Below are 21,791 nucleotides of genomic sequence, written 5' to 3'. Positions count from 1 at the left end.
GTTCCCTCGCGAAGGCCCGGGTCGTCGACCCGGGCCTTCCGCTGTCTCCCGTATCCGGCTCAGTACGCGCGGATCGCATCCGCGGGCGGTGTCCGCAGCGCCTGCCGGGTGGGCAGTTCGATGGTGAGGAAGGCAATGCCCGTGACCATCACCGCAAGCCCCGGCAGCAGCCAGACCGGCCCCGCCGGCCAGGGGCGGCCGAGGAAACCCTGGCCCAGGAGGGCAAGAGGGATCGCGGAGAGCAGGAGTGCCGTCGTGAGCGCGGTGGCGGCGGTCATCGCGGCCTCGCGGCGCATCATCGCCCGGATCTGGCGGGGAGTCGTGCCGTTGAGCCGGAGGGCACCCAGCTCCACCCGCCGCTGGGCGGTGGCCGCGACCAGCTTGTTGGCGATGCTGAGCAGCAGATAGACGAGCAGGACGATGATGGTGGCGAGGTTGATCCACACCTCGGGCGGCGCGTCCTTGAGTCCGCCGGTGGAAGGGGAGTTGGCGGGTCCGAGCGTCAGGCCGGGGCGGGCGGCGGCGAGAGCCGTGAGGTTCTGCCGCGCCTTCGCCGAGCCGTCCGTGCGGATCAGGAGGGACTGGTCGAGGGCCGCGGTCGTGTGCCCGGCGGCCAGGTCGTGCGACAGCACCACCGTGCCGAAGCCGAGCCCCCGCCCGTACACGGCAACTACCTTGGCGTCGACGCGAGTTCCGTCCCCGAGGACCAGCTTCACCGTGTGCCCCACCGTCGCGGAACGCGTCCGCGCCACATCACTGCTGACAGCAACTGTCCTGCCGGACAGCCGACTCAGGCTGCCGTCCCGTACGTCGAGGTCGAGAACGCCCGCCGCGTCCGGCGTGAGGATCGTCGCCGAACCCGAGTCGACCGCCGGGTCACCGAACTCCTTGTACTCCCACACCACGGTGGTCGTCCCGACGGGAGCGGCGGCCTTCACCCCGGCCGTCTTCCGTACGGCAGCGAGTGTGCCGTCGGGCAGCCCGCCCAACCCCGGTGCGCTCAGGCGCAGTTGGGCCAGGGTGCCGGCGCTGGTGTCCTGAGCGGTGGCGGCCAGCACGGTCGTCTGCGTGAAGGTGTACGTCAGCACGAACACGACCGCCATGGCCAGCGTGGAGACGATCCCCGCGTTGCGCAGGGCGTAGGCGCGCAGGTTGGCCATCGCCAGCCAGGTCGGCGCGGAGCCCCCGTACCGCGTCGCCCGCGCCGCCGCACCGCCGATGCCCCGCACCAGCGCCGGTCCCGCCATGGCCAGCCCGATCGCCCCGATGATGCCGGCGAGCGAGGTGGCCGTAGCGCCGATGACCGTGCGGGAGAACAGCGGCAGGGCCGACATGACCGTCGCCACGACGATGACGGCCACGCCGATACGGGTCCGGGCCCGCGACGGATTACGCGGTTCGCTCCGCGACTCGGCGACCGCCTCGGTGGCCGGCATCCGCGAGGTGCGCCACGCCGAGCAACGGGCCGACGCCTGAACGGCCAGAAGCATCAGCACGATCGCCGCGAGCGCGGGCAACGGGCTGAAGGTGAGCGGGAGTTCGGCCGGGATGACCCCCCGGTCCGCGAGCAGCCCGCGGAACTGTCCGGCCAGCAGGTACCCGAGCCCCACCCCGGGTGCCACGGCCACGGCCGCGACGACGGTGGACTGCGCGGCGGCCAGCCGCCGGATCTGCTTCGGGGTCGCCCCGACGGCCCGCATCAACGCCAGGTCCCGCCGCTGCCCACCGATCGCCACGGCCAGCGCGCTCGCCATCACGAACCCGGTGATCAGCAGAACGATCCCGGAGAGCGACCCGGCGAGCAGCACGAGCAGCGAGCGTGAGGCTCCGGCGCCGGGTGCGGCGGTGTCGCCCCGCTCCGCTCCGGTGACGGTCAGCAGCCCGGTGCCCTTCAGCTTCGTACGGACTTCGGCGGCGACCCGTGCCTCGGCACCGGGCGCGGTGCGGAGGCCCACCAGATCGACACGGCCGGACCGGCCGGACAGACCTACGGCCGTCCTGTCGGCGAAGTAGACGCCCGCGCCAGGTGCGTTGACCACGGCGGACACGCGATAGGCGCTCGCGGGGCGGGAGTTGACGACGACCTGGACGCGGTCGCCCGGCTTGATACCGGCCGCTGCGGCGGTGGCGCTGTCCACTGCGACCTCGCCGGAGGCGGTCGGCGCGCTGCCGGTGACCCGCGCCCCCGCCAGCAGCTTCGTCGAGGACCAACCGTGCCCCGACACCTGAGGACCTCCGGACGACGACGCCACGACCCGACCGTGCGCGTCGACGAGCGCGGCCGGGAAGCCGATGTCGCCGACGGAGGTGGTTACGCCCGGCAACTTGCCCAGTTCGCCGACGAGTTGGGCCGGGATCCTACGGCGCTCCGGCAGCGCGAGCGCCAGATCGCCGGGCGGGTGGAACTCCTGGTCGGCCGCGACCACGACGGACGCTCCGGCGAGGCGCCCGGCGGGCAGGTGGGAACGGAGGCCGGACTCGGCCAGGACGCCGGTGGCGGTGATCAGGGCCGCGCCGCCGAGGACCGCGCAGGCCACGGCGATCAGCGCGGTGACGCGGTGCCCGACCATCTGTATCGCGAGACGGAACATGGCTCAGACCCTCCCCAACTCGACGAGACGGCCCGCCAGTTCGTCGGCGGTCGGTGCCTTGAGGGCGTCGACGACCCGGCCGTCGGCCATCACCAGCACGTGGTGTGCGCGGGCGGCGGCGGCCGGGTCGTGGGTGACCATCACGACCGTCTGGTGCAGGTCGTTCACGAGGTCACGGAGGAGGTCCAGGACCTCGTGGGCGCTGCGCAGGTCGAGCGCGCCGGTCGGTTCGTCGGCGAACACGACCGCCGGGCGGGCCACCAACGCCCGTACTACGGCAGCCCGTTGCTGCTGCCCGCCGGACAGCTCGGCCGGGCGATGGCTCAGCCGGTCGGCCAGCCCGACCCGTTCCACCAGCGTGCGCAGCCAGTCGCGGTCCGCTTTACGTCCCGCGAGCCGGAGCGGCAGCGTGATGTTGTCCTCGATGGAGAGGGAGGGGATCAGGTTGTACGCCTGGAACACGAACCCGATGCGTTCGCGGCGGAGTTGGGTGCGCTTGGTCTCGTTCAGCCCGGCGATCTCGTGACCGTCGATACGGACACTGCCCGACGTCGGGGAGTCGAGCCCGGCGGCGCAGTGCATCAGCGTGCTCTTGCCGGAGCCCGAAGGCCCCATCACCGCGAGGAAGGTACCGCGTTCCACGGTCAACGACACGTCGTCCAGGGCGCGTACGCCTCCGGGGTAGGCCTTGCTGACGCCCTCCAGGGCGATGGCGGCGGTGGTCGTGGCGGTGACTGTGGTGTTCATCGCCGGCCCCGCAGGTTGCGTACGACGAGGGTGCCCGCGCACAGGACGGTGACCGCGCCGCACACCAGGTGCACCCAGGTGTCGGCGCCGCCGAAGGAGGCCGCCATGTTGGTGAGCGCGCTGGCCACGACCACGGTCCAGAGGAGGGTGCGGGCGATCTCACCCCGGGTGAGACGGTCGGGTTCGGTGGTCGTCGTCTGCGACGTCATGGGGCTTCTCCCGTGGTGCTGAGCGGTGCGTTCCGGGGGTCCGGCTGTCGTCGTCGACGCTATGGATCAGCACCCCTCGCGGCCGATCCCGCAGCCCGCCCGGTTCGGGGTACAGCAGGCTGTACTCCCCGCTTCCTCCGCCCACGCAGAACTCCCCTACGGCATAGGGTCGTTCGCATGACAGCGAGCACGAGCGAGGCGGGCGGTGGGGCGGGGGTCCAACGCGAGAGCTTCAAAGACATCGCGCTACGGACCCTGGGCGCCGCGGGCCGGGCCGTCGCCCAGCTCGCCTCCGGCCTCAACACAGCTGTGCTCGCCGCCCTGTTGCTGCTCTGGCTGGCCCTCACCGCCGTGACGAGCGTGGTCGGGGTGGGGCTGCTGATGGCGCCCGTGTCGCTGCGCGCCCTGCACGCCCTGGCCGGACGCGAACGTGACCGGCTCGCCCGCCGGGGCCCCGAGGTCGTGGCCCCGCAGCCACCGCCCACCCGGCTGCGGGCCGCCCTCGTCGACGCCACCACCCACCGCGAACTGCGCTGGCTGCTACGGCACTCCACCCTCGGCCTGCTGCTCGGGCTGCTCGGTGTCCTGCTGCCGATCACCGCCGTGCGGGACAGCGCGTTCCCGCTGTACTGGACGTTCATGCCGGAGAACACGACGGCCACGTCGCTCGGCATCGGCAACGCGCACACCTGGCCGGACGCCCTCGCCGTGGCGCTGCTGGGCGTGGGCTGGATCGCGATCATCCTGGGGCTGACGCCCGGCATGGCCCGGTTGCAGTCGGGCCCTGGACGACACCTCCTCGCGGCCGGTCCCGACGTCGATCTCTCCCTGCGCGTCGCGGAGTTGACCGCCACCCGAGCCGCCGCCCTCGACGCGCACGCCACCGAACTCCGGCGTATCGAGCGCTCGTTGCACGACGGCGCGCAGAACCGCCTTGTCTCCGTGGCCGTGTTGCTCGGCGCGGCCCGCCGCATGGTGGCCCGTGACCCGGCCGGCGCCGACGAACTCCTCGAACGCGCCCAGTCCGCCGCCGAGATGGCGCTGGCCGAGCTGCGGACGGTCGCGCGCGGCATCCTGCCGCCGGTACTGGCCGACCGGGGACTCGCGGGCGCGCTCTCCGGCCTCGCCGCGGACTGCGCGGTACCGTGCCGGATCGACGTGGACGTCCCCGCACGCTGCGCGGCCTCCGTCGAGGCGACCGCCTACTTCGTCGTCGCCGAGGCGCTGACCAACATCGCCAAGCACAGTGGCGCCGCCCATGCCACGATCACGGCACGCGGCACCGGCGGCCGCCTCGTCCTGCGCGTCGAGGATGACGGGCGAGGGGGCGCGGATGCGGAGAGCGGCTCGGGCCTCACCGGCATCCGCCGCCGTATCGCCGCACACGACGGCCATCTCACCCTGACCAGCCCACCCGGCGGCCCGACCGTCCTGACCGCGGATCTCCCCTGTGGCCGGTGAGTTGGGGATCATGGCGAGCAACGGGAGCCTGCAATGCGGAACTTGAGCTGTGGAGTGCGAGCTGTGGAGCGTGACTGACATGCGGATCGTGATCGCCGAGGACGACGCGTTGCTGCGCGAGGGCCTCGCCCTGTTGCTGCGCGCCGAGGGGCTGGACGTGGTGGCCACCGCCGGCACCCCGGACGAAGCCCTCGACGCCATCGACGTCCACAAACCGGACGTCGCCATCCTCGACGTACGGATGCCGCCGACCCACACCGACGAGGGCATCGTCGCCGCGGTCGAGGCCAGGCGCCGACGCCCCGACCTGGCGGTCCTGGTGCTGTCGGCGTATGTCGAGCAGAGCTTCGCGACCGAGCTGCTCGGCGGCGGGGTGAGCGGGCTCGGCTATCTGCTCAAGGAACGGGTGGGCCGGGTCGAGGAGTTCCTCGACGCGCTGCACCGCGTGGCGGCCGGCGGCACCGCCATCGACCCGGAGGTCGTCGCCCAGCTCTTCACCCGCTCCCGCCAGGACACCCGCCTCGACCGGCTCAGCCCGCGCGAACGGGACGTACTCGCCCTGATGGCCGAGGGGTTGGGCAACTCCGCCATCGCCGGGAAGCTCGTCGTCACCGACGGCGCCGTCCACAAACACATCCGCAGCATCTTCGCCAAGCTCGACCTGTCCCCGACAGACCAGGTGGACCGCCGGGTCGCGGCCGTCCTGCGCTACCTGGAGGATCTGCGGCGGCTGGGCTGAGGTTCTCCCCAGGCCCTTGGTACAGCAGGCTGTACGCCGGACCGGCCTGCGGGCTGGATCGATCACCGCGTGCCGTCTCCCTAGGTTGGTGAACACACCGGAACACACCGCGAGTCCGGTGCTCCGGACCACCAACTCCCCAGGGGACAGCCCATGATGACGATCCGTCACCTCACCGCCGTAGCGGCACTGGCCGCGCTCGGCCTCGGCCTGGCGACGCCCGCGGCGAGCGCCAAGGACAGCACGAGCTCCACGAAGTCCCGGCAGCGCACCACGCTCCAGCACAGCGTGGACGCGATCGAGAGGACGGGAACCGTCGCTGTCGTGGCCCAGTCGACGGGTCCGGACGGACGGCGTTACGCCACGACCGGAGTCTCCGACACCGCCACGGGCCGGACGGCCCGCGTCACCGACAAGTTCCGGATCGCGAGCAGCACCAAGGCGTTCGTGTCGACGGTGATGCTCCAACTGGTCGGCGAGGGACGGGTGTCGCTGGACGACACGGTCGAACACTGGCTGCCGGGCACGGTGTCCGGCAACGGGAACGACGGAAACGCCATCACCGTACGGCAGTTGCTGAACCACACCAGCGGACTGTTCAACTACACCGCCGACTTCCCCGAGATCAGCACGGTGGCGGACTTCGAGGCGGACCGCTACTCCACCTGGACCCCGCAGCAGCTGGTCGGCATCGCGATGCGACACGCCCCGGACTTCGCGCCGGGTACCCAGTGGGAGTACTCCAACACCAACTACATCCTGGCCGGAATGATCATCCAGAAGGCCACCGGCCACACCTGGCAGCAGGAGGTCACCCGGCGCGTCATCCGCCCGCTGGGCCTGCGCGACACCTCCGCCCCCGACACCTCGTCCCGCATCCCCGGCCAACACCTGCACGGCTACTCGGACTTCGGCGGATCCGGCCCGACCATCGACGTCACCGATCTCAACCCCACAGCCGCCGGTTCGGCCGGAGCCATGATCAGCACGACCAACGACCTCACCCGCTTCTTCTCGGCCCTCCTGGGCGGCAGGCTCCTGCACCCGGCCCAGCTCGCGGAGATGAAGACGACGGTCCGAGCCGCGTCCCTGGACCCCGTCTGGCCCGGCGCCCGCTACGGCCTGGGCCTGATGGAGATCCCCCTGACCTGCGGCGGCGTCTACTACAGCCACGCCGGCGACCTGATGGGCTACACCACCCGCGACGGAGTCACCCCGGACGGCCGCCACACCGTGGTCCTGGAGGCGACGGGCGACAGCGCGTCCGACCTGTCCACGGAGATGGCGCAGAACGCGCTGATCGACACGGAACTCTGCGCCACCGCAAGGAAGTAGCCCGTCCCACCCGGAGTGCCCCGCGGGGCGGGCGCCGGGTTTCGACCCCTTACAGTCGGGCATCGTCGTGGCCGCCGTACGAAAAACTACGCTTCCCCGAACGTCGCACACAGGAAAGGGTGTTGATGACCCCGGCAAGCCCCGACTGCACAGTGGTCACCTTGGTCGAGATCCAGGGAGGTCCGGCCAAATGGGAGCGGGTCGAGCAGCACTTCCGCGAGGTGGGGTGGCCCTTCCGGACACCGTCGCCGAAGGAACGCCGAACAGCCCGGCGGGCGTTCGACTCCGATCCGGCGAACTCCCGCTTCCTCTGGGTCGATGTCCCGGTCACCGGTTCGCCCTGGCGCGCGAACCGGGAGGCCTCCTGGTCCGTGGCCGCCGTACGCCGGGAGACACAAGTCGTCGTCTACGACCGCGTGTTGCGGCGCGAGGAATCCGACCGGACGCTCCAGCCCGAGTGGCAGGTGCACGCGACGCGGGCCCAGGCGTGGGCCACCGCACCACCGCACGCGCCCCGCTGGTCGAAACCCCTCTGGCGGCTGCGCAAGGTCCTCTACGACTCGGCGGTCCGGACAGGCCTGTTCGACGTCGGGGTGAGGGTGCACGGCGGCCGGCCGACCGTCCTCGATCTGGTCCACGACCTGGTCCGCGGGACGACCACGCGCGACGACCTCGCCCTGCGTCCGCTCGACGGCCGCGGGCGACCGGGCGTCGTACAGCACGGGGAGGACGCGCTCAACCGGGCCCTGGTCTTCATCGTGGGGCCGCTGATCGTCATGGTCTTCTTCCTCGTGCTGGCCCGGCACGCGGCGCCGGTGGGGGTCGCGATCTGCTGGGCACTGGCTCTCCTCTCCCTGGGTGTCGCCGGGTGGACCGCGCTCACGCTGCCCTTGGCACGTACCCGGCCGCGCTCCGCCTCGGCCGTTCTCGCGATGACCTTGGCGTTCCTGCCCTTCGCCGTGGGCATCCCCGGAGGCACGAGCGGCATGACGACCGGGCAGGCGGTGGCGACGGTCGGCGTCGCCTACTACGCGGTCGGTCTGGTGCTGCTCGTCCGCCGCTGGAAGTGGCAGGTACTGATCGCCGGCGTCGTACCGCTGATCGCCACCCTCGCCGTGGCGGCGCTCCCCCTCACCAGCCGGTTCCTGCACGACCTCTACGCGGACGACCTCTCCCTGACTCCCGCCGAGACAAGCGTCAGCAGCATCTGGCGACTGGGCGCCGCCATGAAGCTCCTCTGGCCGTCCTTCGGAGCCGTCCTGTTCCTCGCGGCCGGCTGGGGCATCACGCGCTACTTCCACTTCATCCGCCCGCGCAGCGTCACCGCCGGGGCGATGGCGACCCTCGGTGTCGTCGTGGTCCTGGTCATGACCGCCTCGGCGGCCCTGCACTCACCGACGGCAGCGGCCGACAAACTGAGGCAGGCGGCCGTCCGGGGCACGCAGCCCCCTCCGTACTTCGGCATCAGCCCGGAATGGACGTGCGTCACTCCCACGGTGCCCAAGGGCGAACTGACCGAGAAGGGCGGGACCTTGCGGGCCGGAAAGCCGTACATCTCGTTCGGCGTCGCCGACGGCCAGGTCGTGCTGTGGAACCCCGCGACCGCGCAACCACTCCGCGTCCCCGCCGACCAGGTGAGACTCACGCCACGGTCGCACAAGGCACACACTTGCCCGTAGCCCTTCGCACCATTCAGGGCCCCGACCGCCCCACCGGTCCGCCCGCGGCAAGCGCTCCACCGACCAGCCTGGCCGTCCTCCGCCGGAACCGCTCAAATGACGGGCCCGTGAATCACTCCACCTTCGGTCTCTACGACCCTGCCCGCGACCACAGCGACTGCGGCGTCGGCTTCCACACTATGAAACGGCATCGCTTCCGAGCTGCCACATTTCATAGTTCCCGCATTCGGCCGTGATCTCGGCCGTCGCCTGAGCCGCGGTGACGAAGTCGTCGACCACCGGCGAGGTGTGCGATGCCGCCACCGCGAGGCACACCTGGTCGGGCGCCAGCTCCGGGATGGGCACATAGACGACGTCCGGATGTGAGGAGAACACGCTCGCCGAACGGGCCAGGAACGAGATGCCCCGGCCGGCCGCGACATGCTCAAGCGTCTCGTCCACCCCGCGCACCAGGTACCCGGCGTTGGGGTGCGGGCGCCTGGTGGGCTGCGTGCTCGGGTCGGCATGCCAGAGGAGCGGTTCGCCGGCCAGGTCGGCCTCGGTGACCTCCTCCTTGCCGGCCAACCGGTGGCCGGCGGGCAGCACCGCCACCCGCGGCTCGGTGTACAGCGGGGTGACGCGCAGGCCGGCCTCGTCGATGGGCAGCCGTACATAAGCGACGTCGATGCGGCCGTCGAGCAGCATCGGGGCCTGGTCGTCCCCTTCGATCCGCTGCACGTCCACGACCACGTCCGGGTGCCGGGCCTCGAACGCCCGCGCCGCCGGGATGACCGGGATGCCGGCCCGGAAACCGACCATCAGCCGCCGGCTGCCGCGAGCGGCCACGGACACCCGGCGGCGGATCGCGTGCGTGGAGGCGAGCAACGGACCGGCGTCGACCAGCAGTTGCCGGCCCGCGTCGGTCAGCGCCACGCCGTGGCGATCCCTGGTGAACAGCGATGCGCCGAGATCCTGCTCCAGCGCGCGGATCTGCCGGCTGAGCACCGGCTGCGCGATATGCAGCTCATCGGCGGCGCGGCCGAAGTGCAACCGGTCGGCCACGGCGACGAAGTAACGCAGTTTGCGCAGGTCCAGATCCAGATCCATGGCGCCTCCCGGCCGGTGATGCATTCAGGGTATCACCACGACTAAAAGAGGTCTTGGACACCAACTCGGGCCAGTGACAGCCTGAATAGGTACCTGATGGGGCCCAAGCGTCGGTACCCAATGGGGCCGACGCGAATTCGGCACAATAATTCGGCACAATAATTCGGCACTTGAATTCGGCACTTGAATTCGGCACTTGAATTCGCGTCATTCGAAGGCGTCGACGACACAACCGTCAACAACGACCGCGTGGGCATGGCGTCCTGTCCAGCTCCAGAAAGCAGGCACACCCATGAGCAGCATCAGCATTGTCGGCCTGGGGAACATGGCCGGCGCCCTGGCCGGCCGGGCGCTGGCCGGCGGCAACGCCGTCGAGATCATCGGCCGTGACCCGGCCAAGGCCGAGGAACTGGCCGGCGCGCTCGGCGGCGCCACTGTCGGGACGGCCGGCGCCGCCCCGGCCGGGGACATCGTTGTCCTCGCCGTGCCGTACGCCGGCGCGGCGGCGGTGGTGAGGGAGTACGGGGACGCACTGCGCGGCAAGGTCATCATCGACATCACCAACCCCGTCGCCCCCGATCTGCAGAGCTTTGTCACCCCCGACGGCAGTTCCGGCGCGCAGGAGATCGCCAAGGCGGCCCCAGCCGACGCGCATGTCGTCAAGGCGTTCAACGCCCTGTTCTCCCATGTTCTGGCGGCCGGCCCGGCCGAGGGTCGCACCTTGGACGTGTTCATCGCCGGCGACGACGCGCAGGCAAAGGCACGCGTGTCGGCGTTCATCGAGAGCCTGGGGCTGCGCCCGCTGGACGTCGGCGAGCTGCCCATGGCGCGGGCACTGGAGAACGTCGCCCTGTTGCAGCTGGGCCTCGTCGCCCACTCCGTCAAGCACACCGACTTCTCCCTCGGCGTCACCGTTCTCAGCTGAGCGCACCCGCACCACCGCCGCTCGCGCCACATCACGTCACGTCACGCCAGTCGATCCACGGCACGAGACGAACGGCCCCTCCACCCACTCCCACAAGGAGCAGCAGCATGCGCGTTTTCGTCACCGGCGGGACCGGCCATTCCGGTTCGTACATCGTCCCCGAGCTCATCGCCGCCGGGCACGAGGTCACCGGCCTGGCCCGGTCGGACACCGCCGCGGCGGCGCTGTCCGCGCTCGGCGCGAAGGTGCGTCGCGGCGACCTCCAGGATCTCGACGGGCTCAAGGAGGCGGCCGCGGACTCCGACGGCGTCATCCACGTCGCCCACAGGCAGGACCTGCTTCCCTCCGGCGGGCTCGACGCCGTGGCCGCCGCGGAGCTCCCGATCATGCTCGCGTACGGCGAGGCACTCGCGGGAACCGGAAAGCCGCTGGTCGCGGCGGGGAGCATAGGCTCGGGCGGGGACCTGGGCCGACCGGTCACCGAGGAGGACCCGGCCCTTCCGGGCGGGGACGAGTACAAGGGCACCCTGCGGGTTCGCAACGTCGTGGAAACCACCGTGGTCGGCCTCGCCGAGCAGGGGGTGCGGTCCTCGATCGTGCGGATCGCCAACATCGCGCACGGCACGACCGATCGTGCCGGCTTCCTCCCCGTGCTGATCGCGCTCGCGAAGGAGAAGGGTTTCGTCGGCTACCCCGGCGACGGCGCGAACCTGTGGAACGCCGTGCACATCCGCGATGTCGCCTCCTTGTTCCGCCTGGCGCTGGAGAAGGGGCCGGCCGGCAAGTACTGGCACGCGGTCGGGGACGGGGGCATCCCGTTCCGCGAGATCGCCGAGGCCATCGGCAGCCGTCTGGGCCTGCCCGTCGTAAGCGTTCCCGTGGACATACTGATGGTGCCGGGATATTTCGGATTCCTCGCGAACATAGTCACGCAGAATTACCCGGCGTCAAATCTCATAACCCGCCGCGCCCTCGGCTGGGAACCCGCTCAGCCTGCCCTGCTCGCCGATTTGGACAACGGCCATTATTTCCCCGCCGGCTGACGGCTGGGTTCACTTTTTCGGATACCCATCAATTCAACGGAGTGGTCGTGGGAAAGCTCGATGGCAAGGTAGCGGTGATCACCGGCGGATCCACCGGCATGGCACTGGCCGGCGCCAAGCTGTTCGTCGAGGAAGGAGCGCACGTCTTCATCCAGGCCCGGCGGCAGGAGGCACTGGACGACGCCGTCAGGCTGATCGGCCGCAACGTCACCGCCGTCCAGGGTGACGCGGCCGAACTGGCCGACCTGGACCGCTTGTTCGACACCGTCAAGCGGGAAAAGGGCTCGATCGACGTGCTGTGGGCCAGCGCCGGGATGGGCGAACCCGCGGTCCTCGGCGAGATCACCGAGGAGCAGTTCCACCGCGCGTTCTGGCTCAACGCGCGCGGCACCCTGTTCACCGTGCAGAAGGCACTGCCGCTGATCAACGACAACGGCTCGATCCTCATGACCGGATCCAACGCCTCCCGCGGCGCCTTCCCCGGCTGGAGCCTCTACGCCGGAAGCAAAGCCGTCCAGCAGGCCTGGGCCCGCGTCTGGCTCAACGAACTGCGCGACCGCAGGATCCGGGTCAACGTCCTGACTCCGGGCCAGGTCGCCACCGCCAAACAGGCAGAACTGTTCGACGAGGCGACCAAGGCCGCATTCGAGTCCCTCATCCCCCGCGGAGAGATGGGCCGCCCCGAAGAAATTGCCACCGTCGCCCTGTTCCTCGCCTCCGACGACTCCAGCTACGTCAACGGCCTGGAACTGGTCACCGACGGCGGCACCACCGCCATCTGAACCACCCACCAGGAACGAACAGGAAGAGAGGACACCTCATGAGCGGCATCACCCTCATCGGCACGGGGAACATGGCCCGCACCATCGGCACGCTCGCGGTGGCCGGCGGCAACACCGTCGAGGTCATGGGACGCGATCAGTCCAAGGCCGACGCCCTGGCCAAGGCGCTGGGCGGCGGCGCGACGACAGGCAGGTGGGGCACCGCCCCGGCCGGGGACATCGTCATCACGGCCCTGTTGTACGACGGTGTCGTCCCGGTCGTCGCCGAGTACGGAGAGGCCCTCGCGGGCAAGGTCATCGTCGACATCAGCAACCCCTTCAACGCCACGTTCGACGGACTGGCCCACAGCGGGGAGACCTCGATCGCGCAGGAGGTCGCCAAGGTGGCCCCGGCAAGTGCCAGTGTGGTGAAGGGGTTCAACACCATCTTCCGTGAGGTCCTGGAGAAGGGCCGGCCCAACGTCTTCATCGCCGGCGACAACGCCCAGGCCAAGACGGACGTGGCGGCATTCATCGAGAGCCTCGGGCTGCGCCCGCTGGACGTCGGCGGCCTGAAAATGGCGCGCTGGCTGGAAGGAATGGGCCTGGTCACGGTGGGCCTCGCCGGCAACGGGATCGGCCACTGGGACTTCGCCCTCGGCGTCGACGAATTCACCGGCTGAGCCCTCGGAGCCCCGACTCGCCGATGTCGGACATCAACGTCGGCGAACGATCCTGCCCGAGGAGACCGATGCTCGGCCGAGATCCGTGAGAGCGCATCCGGCTTCTCCTGGACCATGTAGGCGGTCCTGCCGGCCGACACGGGTGGGCGAGGAGAGGACTCCCCCGCCCACCCGTTCCGCATCAGCCGATCTTGTCGGTGAAGCCCGCCGACAGGACCGTGTGGTAGGTGACCTTGCCCTTGCTGGGTCCCGCGGTCCAGGTGAAGGTGTACTCCAGGATCGCGCTGGTCTTCGGGTCGACGATCACCCGGCCGACGCTCTTGGCCTCCGCGAACTCCACCGCCGTACCACCGCGTCCGGTGCTGTCCTTGACCTGGCCGACCAGCTTGACGCCCTTCAGCCCGGACATCGCCTTGAAGAGTCCGGCCCGCAGTTTCGGGCCCGCCGGGGACTCGGTGAGCAGGCTGGCCGCCTGGTCGAAGGGCGAGATGCTCTTGGGCCGCGGCGGAGTCTGCAGCAGCGCAAGCAACTTCGCCGGGTCGGTGGTCAGTTGGTCCAGGCCCTTCCAGTCGAGGTCCTTCGGCCCGAGCTGCCAGTCGGGGTGCTTCCCCTTCGTGGAGACCTTGCCGTTGATGACGAAGGACTGGACCATGGACTGCGAGATGTACGAGTCGCCGACCGTCGTCCGGTCCCTCCAGTACTTCCCCGTGGCGACCGACTGGCTGGCGGCCACCGTGGAGATGTCGTCCAGGAAGACGGACGCGGTGTTCGCACGCGCCTCGCTGTGCGTGCCCGTACCCGCCGAGGTCGTGCCGCTGTTGGCGTACGTCACCACGCCGGTCGCCACCGCGGCCGTGGTCAGCAGCCCGATCAGGGCCCGGCGGCGCCCGAACTGCCGCCCGAACAGCCGCCGTTCCGGCATCGCGACGACAACGCCGGTCGCCCCCTTGGTGGTTGCGGCCACCCCTTCGGTCGCTACGGCCGCCTCGACCTCGGCCAGCACCCTGGCCAACGCCCGTTCCGACAGCGGCTCGACGTGCCCCGCCGTCGCCAGTTCATCGGCACCGGGGAAGTCCAGAATTGCGCCTCGCTCGTTCATACCGTTCGCCTCCGTGTCGTCGTACGTGGTCATGCGAGGTCTCCCGTCGCGGTCAGGTTCCGGCCCGCCGGGCGGGGCATCGTGAGGCGGTCGCGCAGCCGGCCGCGGGCCCGGTGCAGCCGCGAACGGGCGGTGCCCGCCGGGATGCCCACCACGGCGGCGGCCTCGGTCGGGGTGAGCTGCTCCCAGCTGATCAGGAGCAGCAACTCCCGCTCCTCGACAGGGAGTTCGGCGAGTGCCCGGCGTAGCGCGGGGGCCATCGCGGCGGCGTCCAACCGCTGGTCCACCACCTGCCAGGGGTCGGTGACATCCGGTCCCGGTGCGGGCTCCTGCCGTCCCGCCCGCCGCAGGTGCTGGGCGAGCACGTTGTGGGCCACCCCGAACAGCCAGCCCCGCGCCGAACCGCGCGCCGGGTCGAACGTGCGCCGGGCGGCGAACGCCTGCAGCCAGGTCTCGGCGAGCAGATCCTCAGACGCGGCGGGCATCCGCCGGGCGAAGTAGCCGTGCAGGGCGGAGGAGTGGGTCTTCACGAGGTGGGTGAAGGCCGCCGAGTCGCCGCGCGCCGACCGCGTCAACTGGGCTTCGCTGTCGCCGTGTTCGTCACCGGCGCCGAGAGGTCCGCGGTCGCCGTGATGGTCACTGGCGGCGCCGTGATGGTCGCTGGCGCGGTGGCGGCGCCCGCCGAGGCGCCGTTTGCCCGGTTCATCCGGTTTCACCGAGTCTCCGTTTCCGACCGCCGGACGACGGTCTCAACCAGTACTTGTCATCGGACCCCAAGAGCGTTCGCACACCCATCCACACCAACATGCAACCCTCATCATGAGAGTGGGCTTGCATAAAGAGAGCCCACCCCCTACCTTAATGAGAGCCAGCTCTCAGCAAGCGAGAACAACGACAAGGACCTCACCATGCCCACCCCCACTGCCGCCTCCGCCTCCCCCCGCACCGTCGCCCTCCCCGGTGGACTCACCGTCACCATCCAGGAGTTCGGCGAGAACACCGAGGGCACCGGCGTACTGGTACTCCACGGCGGCGCGGGCCCGCGCACGGTCGCCGGCATCTCCTCCGCCCTCTCCGAGCACGTGTACGTCGTCACACCGACCCACCCGGGTTTCGACGGCACGCCCCGCCCGGAACGCTTCGACACGGTCGCCGACCTGGCCATCGCCTACCTGGATCTGCTCGACACCCTGGACCTCAAGGGCGTCATGGTGATCGGCAACTCGGTCGGCGGCTGGATCGCGGCGGAAATGGCCCTCCGCGACAACCAGGGCCGCATCGGCGCCCTGACCCTCCTGAACGCGGTCGGCATCCACGCCCACATGGTCGAGAACCGCGTCGTGGACCCGCGCACCATGGCCCCATCCGGCGTCAGCCAACTCTCCTTCGCCAACGCCGAGTTCCGCCCCGACTTCGCCTCCTTCACCGACGAACAGCGCGCCGCGGCCGGCGCCAACCAGAAGACCCTCGCGGTCTACGGCGGCGACCACTTCACCTACGACCCGAAACTCCGCGGCCGCCTCCACCGCGTCACGGTCCCGGTCCTGGTCGTCTGGGGCGAGGAAGACGGCATAGCCCCCCTCAAGTACGGCCGCGGCTACGCCGACTCCTTCCCCAACGGCCACTTCGCCCCGATCCCGGACGCGGCCCACTTCCCGCAGATCGAGGCGCTGGGGGCGACGCTGGGGGCGATCGGCGACTTCGTGAGCACGGTGGTGAAGCCGGGCGAGACGGACTGAGGTTGCTTCAGCCCCCACGTACGGCCAGGGCCCGGGTCATCGACCTGGGCCCTGGCGGCCGTAACCGGTCGTGGGCGCCGAACCATGTTCAGCCCGCCGGAATATAAGAGTGCGGAGAAGAGAACCGCGCACTACCCGGACCGAACCGGGCTCACCCAGAGGAACCGGCCTCCCGGGCGGTGAACACCTCGCAACCGTCGTGCTCGCAACGGGCTCGGCCGTCAAACGCCGAGCCGGCACGGGTGCGGACTCCCCAGTCCCGCCCCAGCTCTCCGCTCGACGAGATCAAGCCCTGGCTGCGCTTCGCTCCGGCCGGGCGCTCAGGCTCCGAGACGGCGGGGGCGCCGTTCGCAAATGCCGGCGAGCAAGGGCCCAACAAACCGTCACTGAAGGCGAGTTGAACGTGACTTCTTGACGATGGCGACGGTACGTCGGGTGCATGATGACCCCATGACGTCTTGGCTGAGCACCCGGAGCACATGGTTGCTCGTACTGGTCTTGTGGGCGATCACACTGACAGCCGCCCTGATCGGAATCGCGTTCGTCCGGGCCCTCCTTGAACACCCCCCTCTGAGGCCCTTCGCCTCCAACCTCCCTATGACAGTAGGCGGCACTCTCTTCGTCGCCGTCGCCGGCGCCGGGGGGTTGCGCCGTGGTCGACGGCAGCAGGACCGATGAGGTGGAGCCGGTTGCCGTACAGCAGCCATCCCAACCGCATTCGACCGCGAACGAATCGAGGGGACCGTGACGCTGCGGTTCATGGACTGGTCCGTGGTCGCGATGGGGTGCGCGCTCGTCCTCGCGAGCCTCGGCGGGCGGTGGTGGGAGCGGACCAAGGTTCGCAAGGGAGCCGGTTCCGATCAGGGCAGGCGCTTCTTCTGGGCATGGCTCCCCCTCCTGATGGGCCTGGGGATGATCGGCACCAACGTGCCGCGCCTGCTGGGCGCGCCCTACCCCGTCATGATGACTGTGGACACTCTCAACCTGGTATTGGCGATCACGACGCTGTTCCTGGCCCTCCGCGCAGGTCGTCACTTCTTTCGGACGCGAGGTCTCCGCACCCTCGATTGATGGCAACGCCGACGCCGACACCCGTTTGGAAAGCGTGCGCCTTCCTCCCATGTGAAGACTGTGCGACTCCATCGGTGACCGCGCTGATGTGAGTGCTTGTCGGCAGGGCGCGCGGAGCAGCCAGTACTGAATCGGCGCACGGCAGGAGATCCCCAACCCCGCTTGGCCGAGGGTCAGCAGGGCAGTCCGAGCCGGAGCGCCCCGGTACGGAGTGCAACTCACGGCCGCCCGAAACTCGTTGAGGGTCCGCACGGTCACCGCCATAGGGTCCATCCCATGAGGAAGCACCCATGGTTCGAGGTCGACGACCCGGACGACGACTACGAGTTCACCGACGATGAGAGAGCCTTCGCCTCGGCGCTGAGTGGGCACTGCATGGCCTGGGCGCCGGCCGATGTCGCCGGGGAAGTCGGGCGCACCGAGGACTGGGAGGCGCTGCTCGCCTGGGTCCGGCTGTCCGACCGGGCAGAGCCTCGGCACCTGAGCCTGGTCGATCTGGGTGTGCACCTGGTCGGTGACCGCGTCCGGGGCGATCGTCTGCACAGTCAGCTGTACACGCTGCCGGATCGGCCCCACGCGTGGGCACTTGACGCCACCGGACCGACGGACCAGCTCGCCCAGGCTGCCGCCGACTGGTTCCGCACCGTCCTCGACAAGCCGATCGTGCTGTACGTCTGGCTCCACGAGGGCTACGCCTACGCAGCTCGCTACGCCTTCGCCGACAGTGGCGAGACGCTCAGCCAGAGCTACGCCAAGGCAATGGCCCCGGACGGCCAGGCAGCCGAGTTGACCGCGGCGGGGCACGTACACGGCAAAGGGTGGATCCAGACCATCGGCCTGCCAACTCCCAGCCTGTACCTGCACATCCGGGGCGACCTCGACAAGGGCAGTGTCATACCCGGAGTCCCGGCGACGACCAAGCGCGGTCCCCTTCCGGGACTTTGGTACGAGTAAACACCTTCCCCGTACTGCAACGAACCCCCAGATCAGAGCCCTTGGGGTTCGTGCTGAACTCCAAGGTCTGTGATCCGGGCAGCTTCACCACCGTGAAGTATCAGCGGAACGCGTCCACATTCCGCGCCGCCCAGTCCGCGAACGGGCGCGGGGCGCGGCCGAGGACCCGTTCGACGTCCGGACTGATGCGCAGTTCGGCCGGGCTGGGGGAACCGAGGATGGTCAGGGTGTCCTCGGCGAGTTCCGCCGGCATGCTCTGGGACATGGCGGCCTTGGCCTCCTCGCGGGTGAGGTCGTGGAACCGTACCGGCGAACCCAGCGCGGCGGCGATGGCCTCCGCCTGCCCGCGCGGCGTGATCACCTCCGGGCCGGTCAACTCGTAGACGCCACCGGTGTGTTGGTCGTCCAGCAGGCAGGCTGCCGCGACCTCGGCGATGTCCGCCGGGTCGACGACCGGCACGCCGATGTCGCCGAAGGGCGCGGCTACGATCCCTCGCGCGCGGATGGACTCGGCCCACCACAGGGCGTTGGAGGCGAAGCCGCCCGGCCGCAGGATCGCCCACTCCAGGCCGGACTCCCGCAGCACGTCCTCCAGCGCGCGCATCGCGATCCCCGTCCCGCCGAAGGGCCTGGTCGACACGCCCTGGGTGGAGAGCAGGACGACCCGCCGGACCCCGGCGGCCTCGGCCACGGCGATGATGTCGGCCGGGTTGGCTCCGGTGGCGTGCAGGTCACCTGAGAGCAGCAAGAACAGCGCCTTCGCTCCGGCCAACGCTGGCTTGAGGCCTGCCGGTTCGGCGAGATCGGCGACCATATGCCGGACGCCGTCCGGCACCGACACCGGCCCCTTCGCCGTGGCCGTCTCCGTCGGCGCGTGTCGCGACACCGCCGTCACCTGCTGCCCCGCCTCGGCCAACGCCCGCGTCAACGGTCGGCCGATGTTCCCGGTAGCCCCGGTCACCACGATCATGTTCAGCTCCTTGTCGCCTGTACTTCTACGGCCTTCACGCTAGGAGCCGGGCTAACTTTTGGTAAGGACATACCCCGAGGTAAGCTCATAACATGACGGAAGGCGTGCAGGAGAGAAGGGCCGAGCCGGGTCCGCGGTATGAGGTGTTTCACACCGACTGCCTCGCCCGCGAGATGGTCGACCACGTGACCAGCAGATGGGGCGTCTGGGTGCTGATCTCCCTGCGCCACAACAGCCTCCGCTTCTACGAACTCCGCGAGAGCATCCAGGGAATCAGCGAGAAGATGCTCGCCCAGACCCTCCGCACCCTGGTCCAGGACGGCCTGCTCTGGCGCGAGGTCGAACCGACGACTCCGCCCCAAGTCACCTACGGGCTGACGGAGTTCGGCCGAGATGTCGGCGAACCGCTGTCGGAACTGTTCGACCGGATCACGCGGCGGTTGTCGGCGGGCGACGCGGGCTAGCGAACCCCAACCCGCACATCGACGCTGCCGTACCGCGATCCGGCGGACCTCGAACCGGCGCGTGCGGCCGGGCGGTTGTGGGACATCGACACCGGTCACGACCTGATGGTGAGCGAGCCGCAGGCCGTAGCCGAGTCGCTTGAGCGGGTGGCGGTGGCGGCGGGATGACGGCCCGCCGACAACCGGCTCACAGAATCGGCTGACAGTCAGTCACATTACCGAAACGTAACCTACCGACAGGTATCACGAGTAACTTACCCGCAGGTAAGTTCCAGGCGAACCATTCTCCGGACGGCCGCTCCACAGGAGGTTCGCCATGCCCGCACGCATGCCCGCACGCAAACGAGACCTGCTCGCCGCCGCGATCACCGCCGCCGCCTGCCTCACCGCCCAGGCCCTCGCCCTCACGACCGCCACCGCTTCGGAGGAGGTCGTCTCCAGAGGCGTCACCATCCCCGAGTTCTACAACCCGCCCACCACCCTGCCCGCCGCCGACGGCACCCTCGTCCGCAGCGAGCCCCTCCCCCTCGCCCTGAGCCTGCCCGGCCTCGACGGCAGCACCCTGCCCGGCACCGCGACCCGCCTGATGTACAAGTCCACCGACTCGAACGGGCAGCCCGTCGCCGTCACCGGTGCCTACATCGAACCGTCCGCCGACTGGTCCGGCGACGGCCCGCGCCCCCTCGTCGCCGTCGCCCCCGGCACCCTGGGACAGGGCGACCAGTGCTCGGCGTCCATGGGGCTGGAGCACCCGCTGTCCCTCAACAGCCAGACGGTTTCGGTGGGTTATGAGGATCTGGCGATCTACCGGCTCCTCGCCGAGGGTGTCGCCGTCGTCGTCACCGACTATGTGGGGCTGGGTGCCACCGATCGGCTGCACACCTACGTCAACCGGATCGACGAGGCGCACGCGGTGCTGGACGCCGTACGCGCCGCGCGTTCCGTCGGCGGGGCAACGGTCAGCACCGCCTCACCAGTCGGGCTCTACGGCTACAGCCAGGGCGGCGGAGCGACCGCGGCCGCCGCCGAACTCCAGTCCTCCTACGCCCCCGACGTCACCCTCGCCGGGACCTACGCCGGTGCTCCGCCCGCCGACCTGACCTCCGTCACCAAGGCCATCGACGGCAGTGAACTCGCGGGCGCGCTGGGCTGGTCGCTCAACGGGTTCCTGCAGTCCGACCCGGATCTGAAGCCCCTCGCGGAGGCGCATCTCAACGATGCCGGGAAGGCCGCGCTCACCGATCTGTCGACGATGTGCGTCGCGGACGCGCTGCTCGGCTACGGCTATACGCGGAGCAGCAGTTGGACCACCGACGGGTCGTCCATCAGCGACATCATCGCCTCGACTCCCGCGCTGCAGAATTTCCTCGACGAGCAGCGCATCGGCACGCTGAAACCGTCCGGGCCCGTCCGTCTCGCCACCGGCGTCAGCGACAACCTCGTCCCGCACGCGCAGGCCCGCCAACTCGCCCTCGACTGGTGTGCCTTGGGCGGCGACGTCACGTACAAGCCCGTCGTCCTGCCCAGTGTCGGCAGCGCGCTCCTCAACCACTTCGCGCCCCTCCTCACCGACCAGGGCGCCGCGATCTCCTGGCTCACCGACCGCCTCGCGGGCAGGTCCACCACCTCCAACTGCTGGACCATGCCGGTGCAGCCCTGACTGCCCTGGCTGCCCTGACCCTTCGCCCCGCTCTCGGGAGGGGTCCCGGGCGGTCGTACCAGACTGAGTGACGGCGGCCGGATCGGGGGACCGGCCGCCGCCGTGCCGGTGGGGTGACGTGGACCGGGGTGTCACGCCGCGTCGATCAGCGCCAGGTCCATCGGTACGAGCGTCGTCGGCGCCAACAGGGCCCGGATCAGCTGGTCGTTGAGGGCGTAGCCGACCGGCTCGCCGAGTTCCTCGCGGGTCAGCCAGGGCACGCCGTCGCGGGAGAGGCGGGTGCGTACGCCGTTGACCAGGTGCTCGACGCGTTTGTCGGTCCAGCCGGCGCCGGGCCGCACCTCGGGCCGGTTGCGGCCGAACAGGACCTCGCGGCCCTTCCCGGGGCCCAGGGTCATCCCGCCGGTCAGCGCGAGCGCGAAGAGCGTGCCGGGCAGTGGAGCGGACGCGCCCCGGGCGAGGCTGCCGTAGGAGGCGGGCAGGCGTCGGCCGCCACCCGGACCCACGGGATCGGACGCTCCCGGCGGGGTGTCGGGGGTTTCCTCTGGTGAATCGGGGGTTCCAGGCGGGGTCAT

The 21,791-nt window shown here is 70.3% G+C and carries 21 protein-coding genes; 13 read left to right on the top strand and 8 right to left on the bottom strand.

Features of this window, described 5'->3' with window-relative positions:
* Window positions 1-59: 59 nt before the first annotated feature.
* The 3 genes from OG496_RS30005 to OG496_RS29995 are packed head-to-tail and all read right to left on the bottom strand — an operon-like array spanning window position 60 to window position 3,547.
* The gene (locus tag OG496_RS30005; RefSeq protein WP_405973108.1) at window positions 60-2,591 is read right to left on the bottom strand and encodes an FtsX-like permease family protein; all 2,532 of its coding nucleotides are present in this window, start codon (window positions 2,589-2,591) and stop codon (window positions 60-62) included.
* A gap of 3 nt (window positions 2,592-2,594) precedes the next feature.
* Window positions 2,595-3,338, bottom strand: a complete 744-nt coding sequence (locus OG496_RS30000; RefSeq protein WP_366494594.1) for an ABC transporter ATP-binding protein — start codon at window positions 3,336-3,338, stop codon at window positions 2,595-2,597.
* Complete coding sequence (locus tag OG496_RS29995; RefSeq protein ID WP_405973107.1) at window positions 3,335-3,547, bottom strand: hypothetical protein; 213 nt, start codon at window positions 3,545-3,547, stop codon at window positions 3,335-3,337. Before OG496_RS29995 ends, OG496_RS30000 begins: the two co-directional genes overlap by 4 nt.
* A 177-nt stretch (window positions 3,548-3,724) precedes the next feature.
* Here OG496_RS29995 and OG496_RS29990 point away from each other — a divergent pair, with 177 nt between their 5' ends.
* The 4 genes from OG496_RS29990 to OG496_RS29975 all read left to right on the top strand — a co-directional run bounded on the left by OG496_RS29990 (window position 3,725) and on the right by OG496_RS29975 (window position 8,761).
* Entirely contained in the window at window positions 3,725-5,008 is a 1,284-nt protein-coding gene (locus tag OG496_RS29990; RefSeq protein WP_405973106.1) for a sensor histidine kinase, read from the top strand.
* A gap of 79 nt (window positions 5,009-5,087) precedes the next feature.
* Entirely contained in the window at window positions 5,088-5,747 is a 660-nt protein-coding gene (locus tag OG496_RS29985; protein WP_366494598.1) for a response regulator transcription factor, read from the top strand.
* Between the two features lie 153 nt (window positions 5,748-5,900).
* A complete protein-coding gene (locus OG496_RS29980) occupies window positions 5,901-7,082 on the top strand; it encodes a serine hydrolase domain-containing protein (protein ID WP_405973105.1) in 1,182 nt (393 codons plus the stop codon).
* A 125-nt stretch (window positions 7,083-7,207) separates the two neighbouring features.
* Complete coding sequence (locus OG496_RS29975; RefSeq protein ID WP_405973104.1) at window positions 7,208-8,761, top strand: hypothetical protein; 1,554 nt, start codon at window positions 7,208-7,210, stop codon at window positions 8,759-8,761.
* A 177-nt stretch (window positions 8,762-8,938) separates the two neighbouring features.
* On the opposite strand, the gene OG496_RS29970 is transcribed toward OG496_RS29975, so the two are convergent.
* Complete coding sequence (locus tag OG496_RS29970) at window positions 8,939-9,841, bottom strand: LysR family transcriptional regulator (RefSeq protein WP_405976735.1); 903 nt, start codon at window positions 9,839-9,841, stop codon at window positions 8,939-8,941.
* Window positions 9,842-10,139: 298 nt separating this feature from the next.
* Here OG496_RS29970 and OG496_RS29965 point away from each other — a divergent pair, with 298 nt between their 5' ends.
* The 4 genes from OG496_RS29965 to OG496_RS29950 all read left to right on the top strand — a co-directional run bounded on the left by OG496_RS29965 (window position 10,140) and on the right by OG496_RS29950 (window position 13,259).
* Window positions 10,140-10,772: an NADPH-dependent F420 reductase gene (locus tag OG496_RS29965; protein ID WP_405973103.1), complete on the top strand. Its 633-nt coding sequence runs from the start codon at window positions 10,140-10,142 to the stop codon at window positions 10,770-10,772.
* Window positions 10,773-10,879: 107 nt separating this feature from the next.
* Entirely contained in the window at window positions 10,880-11,815 is a 936-nt protein-coding gene (locus OG496_RS29960; RefSeq protein WP_405973102.1) for an SDR family oxidoreductase, read from the top strand.
* A gap of 47 nt (window positions 11,816-11,862) precedes the next feature.
* Window positions 11,863-12,597, top strand: a complete 735-nt coding sequence (locus tag OG496_RS29955; protein ID WP_405973101.1) for an SDR family NAD(P)-dependent oxidoreductase — start codon at window positions 11,863-11,865, stop codon at window positions 12,595-12,597.
* A 38-nt stretch (window positions 12,598-12,635) separates the two neighbouring features.
* Window positions 12,636-13,259: an NADPH-dependent F420 reductase gene (locus tag OG496_RS29950; RefSeq protein WP_405973100.1), complete on the top strand. Its 624-nt coding sequence runs from the start codon at window positions 12,636-12,638 to the stop codon at window positions 13,257-13,259.
* A 181-nt stretch (window positions 13,260-13,440) separates the two neighbouring features.
* Here OG496_RS29950 and OG496_RS29945 read toward each other — a convergent pair whose 3' ends face one another.
* A complete protein-coding gene (locus OG496_RS29945; RefSeq protein WP_405973099.1) occupies window positions 13,441-14,391 on the bottom strand; it encodes a hypothetical protein in 951 nt (316 codons plus the stop codon).
* The gene (locus OG496_RS29940) at window positions 14,388-15,074 is read right to left on the bottom strand and encodes an RNA polymerase sigma factor (RefSeq protein WP_405973098.1); all 687 of its coding nucleotides are present in this window, start codon (window positions 15,072-15,074) and stop codon (window positions 14,388-14,390) included. The genes OG496_RS29945 and OG496_RS29940 overlap by 4 nt, the downstream gene beginning before the upstream one ends.
* A 192-nt stretch (window positions 15,075-15,266) precedes the next feature.
* Here OG496_RS29940 and OG496_RS29935 point away from each other — a divergent pair, with 192 nt between their 5' ends.
* The 3 genes from OG496_RS29935 (at window position 15,267) to OG496_RS29925 (ending at window position 18,122) form a co-directional block, all read left to right on the top strand.
* On the top strand, window positions 15,267-16,097 hold the full coding sequence (locus OG496_RS29935; RefSeq protein ID WP_405973097.1) for an alpha/beta fold hydrolase: 831 nt from the start codon (window positions 15,267-15,269) through the stop codon (window positions 16,095-16,097).
* A gap of 759 nt (window positions 16,098-16,856) precedes the next feature.
* Window positions 16,857-17,168, top strand: a complete 312-nt coding sequence (locus OG496_RS29930; protein WP_405973096.1) for a hypothetical protein — start codon at window positions 16,857-16,859, stop codon at window positions 17,166-17,168.
* Between the two features lie 276 nt (window positions 17,169-17,444).
* Window positions 17,445-18,122, top strand: coding sequence for a hypothetical protein (locus OG496_RS29925; RefSeq protein ID WP_405973095.1), 678 nt, complete (start codon window positions 17,445-17,447; stop codon window positions 18,120-18,122).
* A 100-nt stretch (window positions 18,123-18,222) separates the two neighbouring features.
* Here the strand turns inward: OG496_RS29925 and OG496_RS29920 are convergent, their stop codons facing one another.
* Window positions 18,223-19,092: an SDR family oxidoreductase gene (locus OG496_RS29920; RefSeq protein ID WP_405973094.1), complete on the bottom strand. Its 870-nt coding sequence runs from the start codon at window positions 19,090-19,092 to the stop codon at window positions 18,223-18,225.
* Between the two features lie 92 nt (window positions 19,093-19,184).
* Here OG496_RS29920 and OG496_RS29915 point away from each other — a divergent pair, with 92 nt between their 5' ends.
* Both OG496_RS29915 and OG496_RS29910 read left to right on the top strand, forming a co-directional pair.
* Entirely contained in the window at window positions 19,185-19,556 is a 372-nt protein-coding gene (locus tag OG496_RS29915) for a winged helix-turn-helix transcriptional regulator (protein WP_405973093.1), read from the top strand.
* Window positions 19,557-19,884: 328 nt separating this feature from the next.
* Window positions 19,885-21,216 carry a lipase family protein gene (locus OG496_RS29910; RefSeq protein WP_405976734.1) on the top strand — a complete coding sequence of 444 codons (1,332 nt, stop codon included), beginning with the start codon at window positions 19,885-19,887 and terminating at the stop codon, window positions 21,214-21,216.
* Window positions 21,217-21,347: 131 nt separating this feature from the next.
* Here OG496_RS29910 and OG496_RS29905 read toward each other — a convergent pair whose 3' ends face one another.
* Entirely contained in the window at window positions 21,348-21,791 is a 444-nt protein-coding gene (locus OG496_RS29905) for a hypothetical protein (protein WP_405973092.1), read from the bottom strand.

The organism is Streptomyces sp. NBC_00988 (genome assembly GCF_045162645.1).
Classification (GTDB): domain Bacteria; phylum Actinomycetota; class Actinomycetes; order Streptomycetales; family Streptomycetaceae; genus Streptomyces.
The sequence above is the reverse complement of the archived record's forward strand: the minus strand, read 5'-3'. Positions and strand labels throughout refer to the sequence as shown.

Bases quoted from the DNA above. Each gene is read 5' to 3' on its own strand.
- OG496_RS29980 (WP_405973105.1), top strand. From the start codon at position 5,901: ATGATGACGATCCGTCACCTCACCGCCGTAGCGGCACTGGCCGCGCTC.
- OG496_RS29975 (WP_405973104.1), top strand. From the start codon at position 7,208: ATGACCCCGGCAAGCCCCGACTGCACAGTGGTCACCTTGGTCGAGATC.
- OG496_RS29965 (WP_405973103.1), top strand. From the start codon at position 10,140: ATGAGCAGCATCAGCATTGTCGGCCTGGGGAACATGGCCGGCGCCCTG.
- OG496_RS29910 (WP_405976734.1), top strand. From the start codon at position 19,885: ATGCCCGCACGCAAACGAGACCTGCTCGCCGCCGCGATCACCGCCGCC.
- OG496_RS29960 (WP_405973102.1), top strand. From the start codon at position 10,880: ATGCGCGTTTTCGTCACCGGCGGGACCGGCCATTCCGGTTCGTACATC.
- OG496_RS29920 (WP_405973094.1), bottom strand. From the start codon at position 19,092: ATGATCGTGGTGACCGGGGCTACCGGGAACATCGGCCGACCGTTGACG.
- OG496_RS30005 (WP_405973108.1), bottom strand. From the start codon at position 2,591: ATGTTCCGTCTCGCGATACAGATGGTCGGGCACCGCGTCACCGCGCTG.
- OG496_RS29905 (WP_405973092.1), bottom strand. From the start codon at position 21,791: ATGACCCCGCCTGGAACCCCCGATTCACCAGAGGAAACCCCCGACACC.
- OG496_RS29995 (WP_405973107.1), bottom strand. From the start codon at position 3,547: ATGACGTCGCAGACGACGACCACCGAACCCGACCGTCTCACCCGGGGT.
- OG496_RS29925 (WP_405973095.1), top strand. From the start codon at position 17,445: ATGAGGAAGCACCCATGGTTCGAGGTCGACGACCCGGACGACGACTAC.
- OG496_RS29915 (WP_405973093.1), top strand. From the start codon at position 19,185: ATGACGGAAGGCGTGCAGGAGAGAAGGGCCGAGCCGGGTCCGCGGTAT.
- OG496_RS30000 (WP_366494594.1), bottom strand. From the start codon at position 3,338: ATGAACACCACAGTCACCGCCACGACCACCGCCGCCATCGCCCTGGAG.
- OG496_RS29985 (WP_366494598.1), top strand. From the start codon at position 5,088: ATGCGGATCGTGATCGCCGAGGACGACGCGTTGCTGCGCGAGGGCCTC.
- OG496_RS29950 (WP_405973100.1), top strand. From the start codon at position 12,636: ATGAGCGGCATCACCCTCATCGGCACGGGGAACATGGCCCGCACCATC.
- OG496_RS29935 (WP_405973097.1), top strand. From the start codon at position 15,267: ATGCCCACCCCCACTGCCGCCTCCGCCTCCCCCCGCACCGTCGCCCTC.
- OG496_RS29930 (WP_405973096.1), top strand. From the start codon at position 16,857: ATGGACTGGTCCGTGGTCGCGATGGGGTGCGCGCTCGTCCTCGCGAGC.
- OG496_RS29990 (WP_405973106.1), top strand. From the start codon at position 3,725: ATGACAGCGAGCACGAGCGAGGCGGGCGGTGGGGCGGGGGTCCAACGC.
- OG496_RS29945 (WP_405973099.1), bottom strand. From the start codon at position 14,391: ATGACCACGTACGACGACACGGAGGCGAACGGTATGAACGAGCGAGGC.